Below are 16,131 nucleotides of genomic sequence, written 5' to 3'. Positions count from 1 at the left end.
CCCGGCGGGGACGCGATCAGCCGGACCCGCGGATTGGGTCTCTACTCCTCCTCGGTGAACACGGTCTCGCGGCGCTTGCGAATTGTCGGGAGGACGGTTACGACGAGCGCCGCCACAGCCAGGGCCAGGAGCACCGCGGAGATCGGTCGGGTCAGGAAAACCGACGCGTCGCCGCGGGAGATGATGAGCGCCCGCCGCAGATTCTCCTCAACCAAGGGCCCGAGGACGAAGCCAAGCAGCAGCGGCGCCGGCTCGCAGCCGCACTTGATCAGGATGTAGCCCAGGATCCCGAAGAATACGATCGCGTAGACGTCGTACGCGTTGAACCCCAGGGAGTATGTGCCGATCGCGGCGAACAGGATGATCATCGGGAACAGCACCTGGTACGGGATGCGCAGCATGCGCACCCATAAGCCGATCAGCGGCAGGTTCAGCAGCACGAGCAGCACGTTGCCGATCCACATCGACGCGATCAGGCCCCAGAACAGCGCCGGTTCGTCGGTGATGACGTTCGGGCCGGGGGTTATGCCGTGGACGATGAACGCGCCGACCATCAGCGCCATGACCGGATGGGCGGGCAGACCTAGGGTGAGCAGCGGGATGAACGACGTCTGCGCGGCGGCGTTGTTCGCCGACTCGGGGCCGGCGACGCCCTCGATCGCGCCGCGCCCGAACTCCTGCTGCCGCTTCGAGATCCGCTTCTCGACGGCGTACGAGGTGAACGAGGCCAGCACGTGGCCACCGCCGGGCAGGACGCCGAGTGCGGCGCCGATACCGGTCCCCCGCAGGATCGGGCCGACGATCCGGCGCCGGTCCTCGCGGGTCGGCCAGAGGTTCTTCACCTTGCTGATGACCGCCGTGCGGGTCTGCTCGTTCTCCAGGTTGCGCAGGATCTCGGCCACCCCGAACATGCCGACGGCGACCGACACGAAGTCGATGCCGCCGTACAGCTCGCGCTGGTCGAACACGAACCTGGGCATACCGGTGTAGATGTCCTGGCCGACCGTGCCGAACAGGACGCCGAGCGCGATCATCGCCAGTGCCTTGAGCGCCGTGCCACGCGCCAGCGCGATCGACACGACCAGACCGAGCACCACCAGCGAGAAGTATTCAGCCGGCCCGAACCGCAACGCGACGCGGGCCAACGGTGGAGCCGCGACGGCCAGGACGACGGTGGCCGCCGTACCCGCGATGAAGGACCCGACCGCGGCGGCGGCCAGCGCCGCGCCGGCCCGGCCCTGCCGGGCCATCTCGTGCCCGTCCAGCGCGGTGACCGCCGCCGACGACTCACCGGGCAGGTTGATCAGGATGGCGGTCGTCGAGCCGCCGTACTGTGCGCCGTAATAGATGCCGGCCAGCATGATCAGCGCCGTCACCGGCTCGAAGCTGAACGTGATCGGCAGCAGCATCGCCACCGTCGCCGTCGGCCCGATGCCGGGCAGCACGCCGACCGCCGTCCCGAGCCGTGGCCCGGGGTCTGGTGACCGTCCTGACCCAGGCGGGTTTCGAGGTCCACCGCATCGCCACCGCCGCAGAGGCCGTGCGTGCCTCCCCATCCGATGTGGTCCTCGTCGACCTGGGCCTGCCCGACGGCGACGGACTCGACGTGATCCGCAAGCTGCGTGACCGCCCGGAGACCGCCGTCATCGCCGTGACAGCACGATCGGAGGAGCACGAGCGGGTCCGTGGCTTACGTGCCGGCGCCGACGACTACATCGTGAAACCGTTCGGCATTCCGGAGCTGCTGGCCCGGATCGACGCCGTCCTGCGGCGCACCCGGGTGGCTCGTGCCCTGAGCCACCCGGACGAGCCGCTCGTCCTCGGCCCGATGCGGATCTGCTTCGGCACCCGCGAGGTCACCGTCGACAGCATGCCTGTGACCTTGACCCGCAAGGAGTTCGAGCTGCTCCTGCTGCTGGCCCGGCGGGCGCCGAACGTGGTGAGCCGCGACGTCATCCTCGACCAGATCTGGGGCGCGACCTGGGAGTCCTCGAGTCGCACCCTGGACACCCACATCGCGGCGTTGCGGCACGAGCTCGGGCCGGCCGTGCTCATCCGTACGATCCACGGGGTCGGCTATCGGCTCCAGGCCGACCAGCCGGAGCTGATCGGCTGACGCGCCGTGCACCGCCGCCTGCTCGTCGTCCTGGTGCCCCTCGCGGTGCTGCTCATCGCGGCGCTCGGGGTGCCGCTCAGCGTCACGGTGGCCGAGCGGGAGATGCAGGAGACGTACGTCGACCGGCTCAACGACGTCGGCCGGTTCGCGCCGCTGGCCGAGACCGCGCTGTCAACCGGGCGGACCGAGGCGCTCCACCAGGAACTGGCGCGCTACCAGGAGCTGTACGGCATCCCGGTCGCGGTGATCGACACCTCGGGCCGGGTGCTGCTCGGACCAGCCGGTACGTACCAGGAGGCGGCGCGGGCCGAGTCGGCGTTGCCCCGGATCGTGACCGCGGCGCTGGCCGGGGCGAGGTCCGAACCGTCCGGCGAATGGGCGCCGTGGGACGACTCCGCACTCGTGGTCGCGGAGCCGGTGGGCCGCGACAGCGAAGTCGTCGGCGCCGTCGTGACGATTTCCGACCTGTCGAAGACGCGCTATCGCATCCTCGTGCGATGGGCCCAGCTCGCCGGGCTCGGACTGCTGCCATTGATCGCGCTGGTGGCCGTCGCCTGGCCGGTATCGGCGTGGGTGCTGCGGCCGGTGCGGGAGCTGGACGCGGCGAGCTCGCGGATCTCCCAGGGCGACCTCACCATTCGGGCGGACGCCGAGGCCGGCCCGGTCGAGCTGCGACGGCTGGCAGAGTCGTTCAACACCATGATGGACGCGGTCGAGAACGCCGTGCAGCGGCAGCGGGCGTTCGTGTCCGACGCGTCGCATCAGTTACGCAACCCGCTGACCAGCCTCCGGCTCGCGGTGGAGAGTCTGGAGCCGCATCTGCGCGCGGACGGTAACGGGCGGCAGGTGTACGACGTCGCGGTCGACGAGCTGAAGGCGATGCAGCGGATGCTGAACTCGTTGCAGGCCAGCGCGCGAATGGAGAGCATACGGACGGCGTCGCCGGTGGATCTCGACGCGGTGCTGGCGACCCGGGTGGACCGGTGGCGAGCGTTGACGGCGACGGCGGGGCAGACACTGACGGTCGACGTGCCGCCCGGGCTGCGGTTGCTGGAGCCGCCGGGCGGACTGGGCAGCATCCTGGACGAGCTGATCAGCAACGCGTTACGGCTATCGGACGCGCAGGTGGTGGAGGTGACCGCCCGAGTCGTCCCCGGTGGTACGGACACCGGAGGCGTTGTCACGATCGCAGTCCGTGACGACGGCCAGGGGATCGACGCGTCCGAGCGGGCCCAGGCGCTCCGACGGTTCTGGCGATCGCCGCGGCATCAGAACGTGTCCGGGACCGGCCTGGGGCTGGCCATCTGCGCCGACCTGGTCGCGGCGGCCGGGGGCGAGCTGCGGCTGGAGGAGGGCCTGCCGCGTCCGGACGAGTCCGGGCACGGATTCGCCGCGGTGGTTGCGCTGCCGACCGCTCCGCAGGTGGCGGCTCCGTCGCCGACCTGAGGCCCCGGGTCAGCGCTTGCGGTCGCGGAACCAGGCGGCCGCGCCCGGATGGAGCGGGATCGACGCGGTGGAGATCCCGGTACGCACGTTGATCCGCCACGCTTCGGGAACGGCTTCAGCTTCGGCGTCGTCGCGGCTGGCGGAGGTGATCGTGCCGGTGTGCGTGAAAATTGTGTCGGTGATGGCGTAGACCAGGTCATCGGGCAGGTCGTTGCGTACAAGAAACACGTTCGGCACAGCGACGGTGCGGACGGCCGGGACGCCAGCGTAGGCAGTTGCGGGGATCATGGCCGGCGTGTAGGGACCTGGAAACGCCGTGAAGAGCGCGTCTGCCTGTTCATCCAACGGGATCAGCCGGATCGAGTGCCGCTGCGCCAGCTCCGTGATGGCGGGTGTCGGGACGCCGGTCAGCGAGAACATCGCGTCGATCTCCCCATCGCGCAGTGCCGCCGCCGATTCGGCCTGGCTGATATACCGACCATCGGCATTCACCAGGCCGAGCTCCAGAACCCGCAGCGACGTGAACTCCGTGCCCGAGTCACGCGCACCAAGCGATATGCGCTTGCCCTCCAGGTCCCGGAATTCGTCGATCGCTGACCCGGCCATGACCACAAGATGCAGGTGACTGTCGTAGAGCCGGCATATCGCCGAAAGCCCCTCGGGCGCGCTACCATCGGTCGTGATCAGCGCATCCAGGCTCGTCAGCCCAAGGTGCACCTCACCGCCCCGCAACATCCGGATGTTGTCGGTGGACGCCCCACTCGGCACAGTGATCACCGTCACACCCGGCACCTGCTGGGAAATGTGTTCAGCCAGCGCACCACCAATGCGCCGATATACCGCCCCCGCCGGCCCAGTGGCCAGTCGCAGCTGGACCTTGTCGACCTCAGGCTGCTGAGAGCAACCGACGAGCAGCCCGCCAGCGGCCAGGAACACGGCCCGCCGGCTGAGCCGCAGCTCCTGGTTCAGCAACATGCCGGGATGATACGCACGGCGGCCGTCGGTCACCGATGACATCGGCGTCTCATCAATACACCGCATCCTCGCCACCATCCGGCAAGGCCTCATTGACGTCAATCGCACTGGTGCAGCTGCCGACAGCAACCCGACCCAAGCCACACAAGATCGAAAAGGCCACTTCCTGACCTGAGGACGTGGCCTTCTACTTGAGTGGAGCTTAGGAGATTCGAACTCCTGACACCCTGCTTGCAAAACAACGATCGCGCTTCGCGGATCTGTGGTCCTGCGTGCGCTGAGCTGCGAGAACGGTCCGCGAACATCGATTGCCCCAACCATCCACGACGCCAGCCACAGTCAGGCGATCGCCAGGGCCGTACTGATACGACATTAACCACCAGGTTGGAATATTGCGCACGATCTTGCCCCGCGTGCTTCGGCGCAGGTCAAGCCCTGACGGCCACGCAGCGGGCACGCTCCCGACCTGCCAGCGGATGGGCTAAGTTCAGGCCGAGCAACCCTCAGATGCGCTAGATACTGGACGTCAAGATTGAGCAAGGGGGTTTCGCATGCCGCTGCCAGGCGGAGCCGCTGACAAGCTGGGCAACCGATATGAGGACTGGTGGACTGCGCTGCGCGCAGCAGATCTTCTGCGTGGTCGGGCGTTCAACATGCGATTTGAACCGCTCGGACCAGCAGGCAGCGGTATCGAGTTCGAAGTTGAGGGACCCGATGGTGTGTGGCGTGAGCAGGTCAAGGACGCTCGCGCCTCTGGCCCTTGGACGTTAGCACGCCTCAAACCCGTTCTCGCGGCAGTCAGCGGGCATCTGGCCGAGGGCAAGAATGTCCGGCTGGTTCTCTCGACGGGCTCGGATGAACTCCATGAGCTGACCTACAGGGCCCGTGCCGCTGAAAGCTTGGCCGAGTTCGAAGGTGTCCTAACCAAGACGCAGCAGCCGGTATTTGGCTCGTATACAGATGGCTGGTCAGTGAGCAAGGAGATCGGATGGCGCTACCTCCAACTGATCCACGTGGAGCATCACCCTTCGGAATCATTGCGTCGCATCGTCTCGGTGACCTTTGAAACCCTCGTAGAAGGAGATCCGGAAACCGCGGTCGACGTCCTGCACGGATTCTTCGTCGACCACATCCACCAGCGGGTCACTGGGCCGCAGATCTGGCAGCACCTTGCAGCGAAAGGCATCCGCCGACGTCTATTGGCAGGCGATTCCAACACGCTCACGGCCTTGGCTGCGACAGCCGAGCGGTTCTCCCGCCGTATCAAGCAGGCCGTCCCTAGCTTTGGCCTAGTCTCGCGTTCACACGCCGCCCACCTAAGAATCTTGCTGGAGTCTCAGCATGGGCCACAGGTAGTGATTTGCGAGAGTAGCGCGGGCATGGGCAAGTCCACTGTGGCGGCCGAGGTCTTATCGATGCTCACCGCAGCGGGCTGGACCAGTGCTGCCGTGCGGATGGATTCGGTGGAAGTGAGCACGCAGACCGCCGCCGCATTGGGCAGACACATGAACCTGGCAGAGTCGCCGGCCATCTTGCTCGCGGGTGTCGCTAATGGAGGCCCCGGAATCCTTGTGATCGACCAATTGGACGCGGTCAGTCACTATTCAGGACGGATGTCGGAGGCGTATGAATCGGTCGCGGATGTGCTGGAGCAGTTGCTGACTGCGCCGAACATCAAGGTGCTGCTAGTCGCGCGGACTGTGGATATCGAGAAGGACCCGCGCCTGGTGGCGCTGACGCGCGAGACCCGAGTCACACGCTTCCCGCTAGAAAAGCTAGATGAGCAGGCGGTCAGAGCGATCTTGTCTAACGGCGTAATCAACCCGAGCAACCTAACGAAGAGTACGGTCGAACTGCTGACTGTTCCGCTGCATTTGTCTGTTTTTAGTCGCCTGGCCCCCGCCAATCGCGCGACGGCGTACAGCACGCTGCAAGATCTGTACGAGCAGTACACCAGCGAGCGCCGGATGGATGTTGCTCGCAGAGTCTCTGGTTTGGACTGGGTGGGCATCACGAACGCTCTGATCGACCACATGAATAGCCGCGAGACCCTGACGGCTCCCGCCGAGATCCTGCACAGTATTCCTCCCGAGCAGGTTGAGGCACTGGTATCCGATGGAGTCTTGGTGCGGGACGGGCACCGGATCGGTTTCTTCCACGAGTCCTACTTCGACTTCCTGTTCGCCCAAGCGTTCGTCACGAGCAGACGCGACCTTCACAGATTCCTCATAGAGTCCGGCCAACTCCTGTTTCGGAGAGCACAGACGCGGCAGATCCTTGAATACCTGCACGCAAGGGACCCCGAACTTTTCGGGGTGACGGCAGCACAACTCATCAGCTCCAAAGAAATCCGCTCACATCTCAAGGATGTTGTTGTCTCGGTCTTGCGACAGATTCAGCCGAGTACAGAGGACTGGCTGGCGATCGAAGCGATCGCGTGGAGCGAATCCCGTATGGCCCCCAAGGTTCGAGGGCTGCTGGCACATCCGGCGTGGTTTGACGCTGCCGATCACGGGGGTAGATGGGAACGATGGCTGGCCGATCCTCAAACCGTTGATCTCGCCTTCCAACAACTTGTTTATGCCGGGCGGCAACGGGGCGGCCGCGTCGAGCAACTCGTCCGGCCGTACGTGGGCGTCGACTTCGGATGGCGGGGGCGGTTGTCCGCGCTGCTGGCCTGGTCCCTGACCGAGGACCTGGCAGACCTTGCCGTCGACCTCGTCGCCGGCGGGCATGTGGACGGAGTCCGTGGTCCGATCGCCATCAATAGCGACTTCTGGAGTTTGCTATACGAGATTGCCGGATCGGCTCCTGCTGCGGCAGTCCGGATCATGGGAGCGTTCCTGCGGCGGAATCTGGAGATTGCTCAAGCGACCGGTTCCGACGATCCGTTCGAGTCGGGCCGGTTAAGTGACCACTCGCAGACCGCGCACACAGTGATCTCGCAAGGGGCAGCAGGTGCGCCGCACTCCTTTGTCAGCGAGGTGCTTCCCTTCGTGATCGAGGTGGCCCGGGCCACTGCGCGACCATCCACCACTGACCCGTTTCCATGTGGCCGTTGGGCGTACATGGCTATCGGCAGCAAGACGACCGCCGCCACGCTGTATGCGGGACTCGACCAAGCGCTGCGGACTCTTGCTACCTCCGACCCTCTGATGACTGAGAATGCACTCTCCCAGCTCGCAGATGCGCCCATACAGGAACTGCAAATTCTCGCGGCTGGCATCTACTCCACGATCAATCAGCCCGACCGTGCAATGCAATGGTTGCTTTCTGACACGGGCAACCTGAACCTAGGGTGGCCCGGCAACCGCTGGGCAAGCCGACAGGTCATCGAGGCTGCCAGCCCAGGATGCACGGACGACATGATTCGGCGCCTGTCCGACACCCTTCTCGTGCATTACCCGGCCTGGGAACTCCAGCGGCAGAGGGGGGAATACAGTACATGGGGCTGGTCCCAGTACGAGCTGCTATCAGCGATCGCACCACCCCGCCGTGACGGGCAGGTCCGCCGCAGAGTCGCGGGATGGGAACGCAAGTTTCCCGGCCCGATTTCAGGGCGACCGAGCCCAACAGTAGTCATAGGGACGGTTCGCTCTCCAATCAGCGAAGACGCGGCCTCACACATGACCGACGAGCAGTGGAGACGCGCGCTGATTAAGTACACGCGAGCGCGCCACGAGCGCCGCATCGGCGTGGGCGGCGCATATGAGCTTGCCCAAGTCCTGGCACGTCGCGCTGAGAGTGATCCCGAGCGCTTCTTCGCGCTCGCGCTCACACTCGACTCTGAGCTGTCCGACTACCTCATGGCGATTCTCGACAAGACAGCGCCCTTACTCGACGAAGAACGTCTAGCGGTCCTAATCTTGCGAGCATTTCAGCTGGTTGGGTCCCCCGCATCCGAAACGATCTGCCGAGCAATCCAGGCCGCGCCCTCCCGTGTTCATCCTGTACTTATCGACGTTCTCGATCGCATTGCACGAGATCCTCACCCGGAATCCGACACCGCACTTGAACGTGAGGATGCGGAGGCCATCCTCACAGCCGGAATGAACTCGACGCGTGGACAGGCTGGGCTGGCCCTCGCGGCTCTACTGTTTCAAGGTGACCGGCATCTGGTTGCGGCCACGCCGATCATCACCTCGCTGGCCACGGATTCCGTCCTTGCTGTGCGCGCCTGTGCGGCCGAAGCCGTCCGAGCCATGATGCACCACGACAAGGACACTGCCCTGGATCTCGCCGAACAACTTTTGTCCCACCCCGACGTACGAGTGCACAACACGATAACCACGAACCGACTTCTCATCGAGGCTCTCATTCGCGCACCTGAGCGCTTCGGTGCGGAGCTTGCCCGAGCGCTTCATGGGCCAGCACCGGTGGCCCATGAAGCGGGTGGGGTCTGGGCGATCGCATCGGTGCGAGGAATCCTAAGCCCTGAACTTCCCACAGTGGTTCACGCCCTTCCCACCACCGCGCGGCAGGGGGCAGCCGCAGCGTTTGCCACTCAGCCCTCGTATGCAGTACAGCCGCTGATCGAACTGCTCGATGACCCCGATGATGTTGTGCGCACAGCGGCGTTGGCCGCCCTAGGTGGCATAGCCGGACTCAACGAAAATGACGCAAACACGCTCATTACAGCCGCCCTTGGTAACCCGGCCTTCTCTGCGGGAGTCCAGGACTTGGTGACCGCGCTGGACGGACACCCCGGGATCTTGCCGAAGACGACAATCGATGTGTGCGCCCGAGTAGTTGAACTTGCTGGTAATGAGATTGGCGATATCAGGACCAGCAACGCCGCTACTGGATTCCACCTTGTCTCACTCGTGACGCGCCTCTACCGGCAAGGCACCCTTGACGTGCGGCGCCGGTGCCTGGACATCATCGATGCTCTGTCCGAGGCGGGCGCTATCGGCCTCACCGAAGCTCTTGAGACCGAACCGCGCGATCTAGGATGATCTCAATCGATTAGGCGGGTGCCGCAGCTCTGCTCCATCATTGTGTTGATCTAGCCTCTTGAATGACCTGGTTGAGCCACTCGAAAGCCTGAACTGCAATCTCTACCTTGCCTCTCAACATGTCGGGGGGTAGTCCTTGCCCGCCAACATGGGCAACTTTATTGCGGACCTGGAAGAGCTTGTCCACATCCTTCCAAAGTCCTCTATTCTCCTCCTTCATTGAGCGTCCACAAACTGCTTTCAGCCCCGAATCAAACAAGAAGGACGCGGCAATCGATACGTCGCGCGGCTTGTCGAGAATCAGGTCTACAAGGTCCTTCTGCTCCGGCCTGGCAAGTACTTGAAGGGTATCCTTGATCTTGACTTCACAGGCAACGGCCGCGAGCAAAACGCATATGCGGTAGTCGGGGTGAACTCTAGAGTTCGCATATCCGGCGTCGGCCAATAGTGTATCGGCGAGTGATGGGTGCTCCTCGTTTGCGATCGAGGCCAGACAGGATTCGTGCTGCGCCAACATAAGACTGGGCTTCGGCTGCAGAAAATGTGCGGGCAACTCCATCGTGTGGAATCCGGAGTTGATTCGCTTACCATCGCTGTCGCGAATATCTTCGTCCCATTGCGACTGGATGCGACTTGAACTTGCAAGAAGCCAGTATTGACCAGTAGTTATCCGAATTAGGCCAATATAATGAGCAACAAAGTCGCGAGCGGCGTTTTCGACCATCCTGAGAATGTCCATATTGACGACGCCCGTGGATTGATCTACGGGAAACCTTGCGAGAAGACTTGGTGGAACGTCGACCTCTACCCGAACAACCTGTATGCATGCTTCGACCATCTCACCCTCTTCGTTTTTGCGATACCCTTCAATAAGAGTTGAATTCCACGGCCATTTCTTGTCACCGAAAGCGAATTCAGCCGACGGGAAGCAAAGGGTGCATGTGACTTCACCGTATTCGACAGAGCCTCTATAGCCAAGCAAGCGGCCATCGATCCACAGATCCTCAACGGGGAAATCGTAGGTAACGGTTGCCACGCTCATGAGTCAAATATTACAGGTTTCGGCATGCGTCCGTACGGTGTTCACGAATCGCTCGTTGCGGGAGAAGTGAATACATCCGTCAAAGATCGCTGACTTCTAAATGGCCGAAAGGGGCAGTGGGCGAAGGTGGGTTACGCCCTGACCCTCGGATATGTCGGGTGCCTGAGCACCGATCTTGGGGCCGCGCCCATGCCGCCCTGGAAATGTCATGCGAGAGGGCCAATGGCGGCGTGGCGCTATGGTCGGCGAGTGCGTTCGGCAACGGCGGTCGCGCCGGTTGGTGGACGGGCCCACGCCGCACGCCCGGTCGGCAGAGGGCCGGGTACGGCGGCGCGGCACGGTGCCGTCTTGATCCTCTATGAGCGCAATTCGGCAAGAACCTTGAGCGTCTGTTCCCACGGGTAGGCGTCCAGGCGATCGCCGCCTGAGCTGGGCGGATGCGGTTGAAATTCTCCGGGGCCGAGGAGGATGTGTACGCCTTCGGTGCGCAGGGTGTCCACGGCGTGCTGGAAGGGTGTGCGTTGGGCGAGTGCGCTGTTGACGAAGGGCAGGATGATCACGGGGATGCCTAGGCCGGGGGCTTCGGCGAGGAGGCCGAGGGCGTAGGTGTCGGCGATTCCCTGGACGAATTTGTTGATGGTGTTGTAGGTGGCGGGGGCGACGATGATGGCGTCGGCTCGGGGGGATTTGGGTTCGCCTGGCGTGCGGTACTGGCTGCGGACGGGGCGGCCGGTCTGGGCCTCCAGCTGCTGGACGTCGATGAAGGTCAGCGCGGGTGGAGTGGCAATGATCTGAACAGTCCACTGCTGGCGTTGGGCCATGGTGACGAGTTTGCCGACGTCTGCGGCTGGGCCGGCGGCACACACGATGATGTAGAGGACCTTGCCGTGCGGGGTGGTCACGGGGTGACTCCGAGGGTTTCGGCGTATTCGCGGGTTTCCCGGCGCGTGCTAATCGGTGCGGTTTCGATGAGGTCGCGCACCAGGCGCAGGGTGGCCGGTCGGCCGGTGATCTCTTCGGGGGCTATCTGCCCAGCTGCCCGCAGGACGTGGAGAGCTTGTTCGTGCTTGCCCCAGATGAGAAACGCGCGGCTGGTGTCCAGGAGAAGCGTGGCCTTGCGTTCGTTGATCGGCAGGGAATCGATGTCGATGCGGCGGGCGGCTTCGATGGCGGTTCCGGCGTCTCCCATGCTGAGGGCGATGTTCACCCGGTGGCACAGCACGTTGCCAGGGCCGAACGCGGTCCACATGTGGTTGCCTTCGTGGCCGAGGCGTTGCCCGGCTTGGTCGGCTTCGTCCAGGAGTTCGGCGGTGGTGGCGCGGTTGCCGTGCTGGGCGGCGGCGATGGCTCCCCGAAGTAGCAGGGAGCCGTAGACCGACAGGTCGTTGGGGGTCGGCTGGGTGAAGGTGGCGGCCATGCGTTCCGCGGTTGTCGCTGCGTTGGTGTAGGCGGCGCGGTGGTGGGTGCCGTCCATGAGGGCGTGGGTGATGATCCGGGCGCTGGATGCGATCATGAGCGGGCTCTCGGACGCATGGGCAGCTTGTACGCTCCGGTCGGCGGCAAGCCAGGCCAGGCCCTTGTCGTCCTGTTTGAGCAGGATCGATGCGGCCACGTGGTGCGCTTCCGCCGAGAGCGCGTGAACCCCTCGCCGTTGATCGCCGTCCATCACGCTGGGAGCGATGCGCAGCGTGCGGAGGAGCGGCGGGAGAAGGGCCAGGACTTCGGTGTAGTGGCACGCCTGGTATGCCTCTTTGGCCGCGACCACTGCACCGGCAAGAGCCGCGATGTCCGGCGCTTCGCTGAGGAGCGCGGGTGCTGGTTCGGCCAGGACGGCCGCTAGGTCCTCGACTCCGCTGGATCCCTCTTGAGGGTCTTGACCGACAGGGCCACGTCCGATTACGGCGTTGAACAGAGCGGCTCCGGTGAGACCAACGAATTGACGGCGTCGCACAGATTCCCCCTCGTCTGAGGCCCGGACCACCTCCACGCTAGAAGCTGCCTGCTGGGGGGCGAATCCCTGGGCGTCATCCTTTCGTGGGATGAGCAGGGCGGTGACGTTGCGGGGGGCCAGGCCGAGGGCCATGCGGGCTGGGTCGGGCATGGACAAGCCGTTTGCGATGCGTTCGATGACCTCGAAGACGACGACCTTCTGGCGGCCGTTCATGATGTCGCTGACCTTGCCCTGGGACAGGTTGGTATGGCTGCCGATGATGGTCTGGGAGAGTCCGGCGTACTGGCGCAGGAGATGAAACAGGCGGCCGATGTCGCGGGCGCGCAGGGCGGCGATAGTGTCGGGGCGCTCCCACAGTGAACCGGGGATGTCGGGCTTCACGGGGATGGTCTTCCCTTCGTGTTCGACCACGGGGTGTAGGCGCCTGCTCATCGTGCAGTGCCCGTAGCCCACCCCGTCAAGGGATATCGGGGCGGGATGGGAACGCTGTAAGGAACTGGCCGAGGCTGGATGCATGATCAGCCACGCCACCACAGCTACCGCATCCGCTGCGCCGTCGTGCTCTTTGTGTGGCGAACGCGGATGGAAGTACGCCACTCGCCGCCGGGCGGTCATTGCCGTGCACGGCGGGGATGGCGCCTCAGTGCCCTCCCGTGTGCGGGTCGCCTGCTTGGAATGCCCGGGCGAACATGCGGCACGTGATCGCCATGGCCGCGGCGAAATCCCAGCTGGGTGCTGCGTTCGCGGCGGAACTCCAGGTGGCGCGAGTCGCGGACGGCTCACGCCACGCCGGAGGTCCCCGTGGCTACGCCAGACTGGCGCAGCTCTGGGCGTCCGCGTCCTTGGCCGCCTTCGGCACCCAGCGGACGTTCGCGAACGACACGGAGAACGCCCCCTCGGCGAGAACGAAGAAGGGCATGTTCACGTTCTCCATGTCGAGGCCCGCAGCCGCGAAGCAGGCGATCGGGATCTTGATCGTCGTCTTGCTCCCAACCGGGAGCTTCTGGAACATCGAGGTCGCGGCCAACTCGCCGAAGCAGGGGAAGACGCACTGGGCGCCGATCACGGTTCTCGCGGCCGGAGGCTGGTGAACGACGGTATCGAAGACCAGGGCGCTGTCGGCGTTGAGGTGGCTCCGCAGGTCGCTACCGCCCGCCGGATCCTGCATGTAGATCACACCCTGCCCGCTGCCCGTCCAGGTCACCTTGAGGCCGTCCCGCTGCACGTTCACGTCGGACGGCACCACGTTGATCTCCGAATGCGCCGCCTCGCCATCGACGCCGATCTCGGTGTCGGTGTCGGCGGAGTTGATGAAGCTCTTGTACGGCGCGACATCCATCCGGTTGTAGATCTCGAGATCCTCCGTGGCGGTGCCGCCGCCACCCGTCGGGCCGCAGGCCGGGGTGGTCTCGTCGAGCGTCCCGACCGATCCGGTCTGCCCGTAACGCAGGCCGTACCCGAGTGGGAAGAGCGGGTCGTAGCCGTCGTCACCCTGGTTGAGCAGGGTCTGGCACGCGGTCTTCGGCCAGGAGTAAGACAGCTTGCCGGTGTAACCCACACCTCTGTGCGAGCCGCGCACGAGCAGGTCCGCCACGCCACCGCCCTCCGTGCCAGGGAGCCACGCGACGACGAACGCGTCGGAACGGTTGAGCTCCTTGTTGACCCACAGCGGGCGGCCCGTGACGTACACGGTGACGACCGGCGTCCCCTTGCCGCTGACCTTCTCCAGGACGGCGAGGTCACCGGGATAGAGCTTGTGCGCCTCCAGTGAGCGCCGGCCGAGGTCACCGAGGAACTCCGCGTACGGAGTCTCGCCGATCACCGCGATGACGGCGTCGTACGCCGAGGAGTCGACGCCGTCAGCCGTCTCGCTGAACGTGACGTTGGCGGTGCCCAGCACCTCTTTGAGTCCGCCGAGGATCGTCGTACCGTTCGGGAAGTCGGCGTTGGTGTTGTCGGTGCCCTGCCAGGTGAGGGTCCAGCCGCCGGTCTGGTTCTGCATGCTGTCCGCGCTCTTGCCCACGACGAGGACCCTGGAGCCGGGTGCGAGCGGCAGGACCTTGTTGTTGTTCTTGAGCAGAACCTGCGACTCCCGGACGGCCCTGCGGGCGAGCGCCTTCGCCTGCAGTGCTTTGGCGGACCCGGCCAAGGCGCGGGCAGAGGGCTTCGGCGCGTCGAACACGCCGGCGCGCAGTTTCACCCGCAGGATGCGCGTCACCGCGTCGTCGATGCGCGACATCGGGATCTCGCCGCTCCTGACCTGCGCGATGGTGTTGGCGATCAATGCCTTCCAGGCGTACGGCACCATCACGACGTCGATCCCGGCGTTGATGGCCCTCGCGCAACTGGAGGCGGTGCATCCGGCGACCTGGCCGATGGCGTTCCAGTCGGAGACCACGACGCCGTCGAAGCCCATCTTCTGCTTGAGGATGTCGGTGATGACGCGCTTGCTGCCGTGTATTTTGCCCTCGTTGATGCCGAGGTCCGCGTTGGTCCAGCTGTTGAAGGACGCGATCACGGTCTGGGCGCCGGCCGCCAGCGCGCCGTAATAGCCCTGCCCGTGGATGTTGATCATCTGGGCCTCGGAGGACGGGTTGACTCCCTGGTCCTGCCCCTTGACGGTGCCGCCGTCACCGATGAAGTGCTTCGCGGTCCCGATGACGCCGCCACGGTTCCCGAGCTTGCCCTGCAGACCCTTGACGGCCTCGTATGCGTAGGCGCGGGTGATCCGTGGGTCCTCGGAGTAGCCCTCGTACGTGCGACCCCACCGGTCGTCCCTGACCACGGCCACCGAGGGCGCAAATGCCCAGTCCTGCCCGGTCGCGCGGACCTGCGCGGCGGTCGCCGATCCGATGTCACGGATCAGGCAGGGGTCCTGCGCGGCTCCCAGGCCGATATTGTGCGGGAAGAGCGTCGCGCTGTAGACGTTGTTGTTGCCGTGAACGGCGTCGATGCCCCAGATGATCGGGATCTTCGTCCTCGTGCTGACGGACGCCGTCCAGTAGGCGTCAGCGAGGTCGAGCCATGCCTTGGCCGAGGCGTGCTTGTCACCGCCTGGCCATGATCCGCCGCCGTTGAGCACCGAGCCGATGCCGTACTGCTTGACCTCCTCTGGCGTGATGGCGCCGATCTCGGGCTGTGTCATCTGCCCGACCTTCTCGGCGAGCGTCATGCCGGCGAGGATCTTCACCACCCGTTTCTCGTCGGCTCGGTTCTGCTCGACCTGGCTCTTGACTTTCGGCCATTCGGCGAGCGTGGGCAGCCTCCGCTCAATACGAGCGCAGCCGTCGTCATCCAGGCTAGGTTTTCCGATCACCGGCTGGTGAGTGCCTTTGGCGGCCTCGGCGCTGGGAACTCCGGCGGCAGCACCCGCCAGTAATACGAAGCCCGCCAGCACCGCGACGGTTCTTCGACGAGCCTGTGACCGGGCATGGGGTCTGATCATGATGGATCCGTTCTCGAGGCGCGGCGACGGTGGGAGCGGCTGACTCGGGCCACGTTGCGCCGATCTTGACCCGCGCCGACAGCCCGCCTCAACTTCGAGAACGCTCTCTTCCCCTACGACCAGCTGGCACGGTCGAGAGCGATCAGCCAGTCAACCGCCTCATGGGGTGCTCGTCGCGTTTGAGATCTCGGTACGGGACAA

Annotated in this window: 9 protein-coding genes; 3 read left to right on the top strand and 6 right to left on the bottom strand. The window is 65.0% G+C overall.

Annotation, left to right across the window (positions count from 1 at the left end):
• Positions 1 to 41 precede the first annotated feature (41 nt).
• The gene (locus Amac_RS07815) at positions 42 to 1,556 is read right to left on the bottom strand and encodes a tripartite tricarboxylate transporter permease (RefSeq protein ID WP_155353635.1); all 1,515 of its coding nucleotides are present in this window, start codon (positions 1,554 to 1,556) and stop codon (positions 42 to 44) included.
• Between Amac_RS07815 and Amac_RS07810 the strand changes: the two genes are divergently transcribed.
• Together Amac_RS07810 and Amac_RS07805 are read left to right on the top strand one after the other, a co-directional pair.
• Positions 1,481 to 2,116, top strand: coding sequence for a response regulator transcription factor (locus Amac_RS07810; protein WP_246268139.1), 636 nt, complete (start codon positions 1,481 to 1,483; stop codon positions 2,114 to 2,116). The genes Amac_RS07815 and Amac_RS07810 overlap by 76 nt on opposite strands.
• A 6-nt stretch (positions 2,117 to 2,122) precedes the next feature.
• On the top strand, positions 2,123 to 3,562 hold the full coding sequence (locus tag Amac_RS07805; RefSeq protein WP_155353633.1) for a sensor histidine kinase: 1,440 nt from the start codon (positions 2,123 to 2,125) through the stop codon (positions 3,560 to 3,562).
• A gap of 9 nt (positions 3,563 to 3,571) precedes the next feature.
• Here Amac_RS07805 and Amac_RS07800 read toward each other — a convergent pair whose 3' ends face one another.
• Entirely contained in the window at positions 3,572 to 4,537 is a 966-nt protein-coding gene (locus tag Amac_RS07800; protein WP_155353632.1) for a TAXI family TRAP transporter solute-binding subunit, read from the bottom strand.
• A 551-nt stretch (positions 4,538 to 5,088) separates the two neighbouring features.
• Between Amac_RS07800 and Amac_RS54725 the strand changes: the two genes are divergently transcribed.
• Complete coding sequence (locus Amac_RS54725) at positions 5,089 to 9,492, top strand: NACHT domain-containing protein (protein ID WP_218040925.1); 4,404 nt, start codon at positions 5,089 to 5,091, stop codon at positions 9,490 to 9,492.
• A gap of 37 nt (positions 9,493 to 9,529) precedes the next feature.
• Here the strand turns inward: Amac_RS54725 and Amac_RS07790 are convergent, their stop codons facing one another.
• From Amac_RS07790 to Amac_RS07775, 4 genes are all read right to left on the bottom strand, one after another.
• Positions 9,530 to 10,534, bottom strand: a complete 1,005-nt coding sequence (locus Amac_RS07790) for a hypothetical protein (RefSeq protein WP_155353631.1) — start codon at positions 10,532 to 10,534, stop codon at positions 9,530 to 9,532.
• 356 nt (positions 10,535 to 10,890) lie between these two features.
• Complete coding sequence (locus Amac_RS07785) at positions 10,891 to 11,436, bottom strand: flavoprotein (protein ID WP_155353630.1); 546 nt, start codon at positions 11,434 to 11,436, stop codon at positions 10,891 to 10,893.
• Positions 11,433 to 12,896, bottom strand: coding sequence for a helix-turn-helix domain-containing protein (locus tag Amac_RS07780; RefSeq protein ID WP_170322377.1), 1,464 nt, complete (start codon positions 12,894 to 12,896; stop codon positions 11,433 to 11,435). The genes Amac_RS07785 and Amac_RS07780 overlap by 4 nt, the downstream gene beginning before the upstream one ends.
• A gap of 394 nt (positions 12,897 to 13,290) precedes the next feature.
• Entirely contained in the window at positions 13,291 to 15,930 is a 2,640-nt protein-coding gene (locus Amac_RS07775; RefSeq protein ID WP_155353628.1) for a glycoside hydrolase family 3 protein, read from the bottom strand.
• Positions 15,931 to 16,131 lie beyond the last annotated feature (201 nt).

The organism is Acrocarpospora macrocephala (assembly GCF_009687865.1).
Lineage (GTDB): Bacteria > Actinomycetota > Actinomycetes > Streptosporangiales > Streptosporangiaceae > Acrocarpospora > Acrocarpospora macrocephala.
This window is presented reverse-complemented; position numbering and strand designations above follow the sequence as displayed.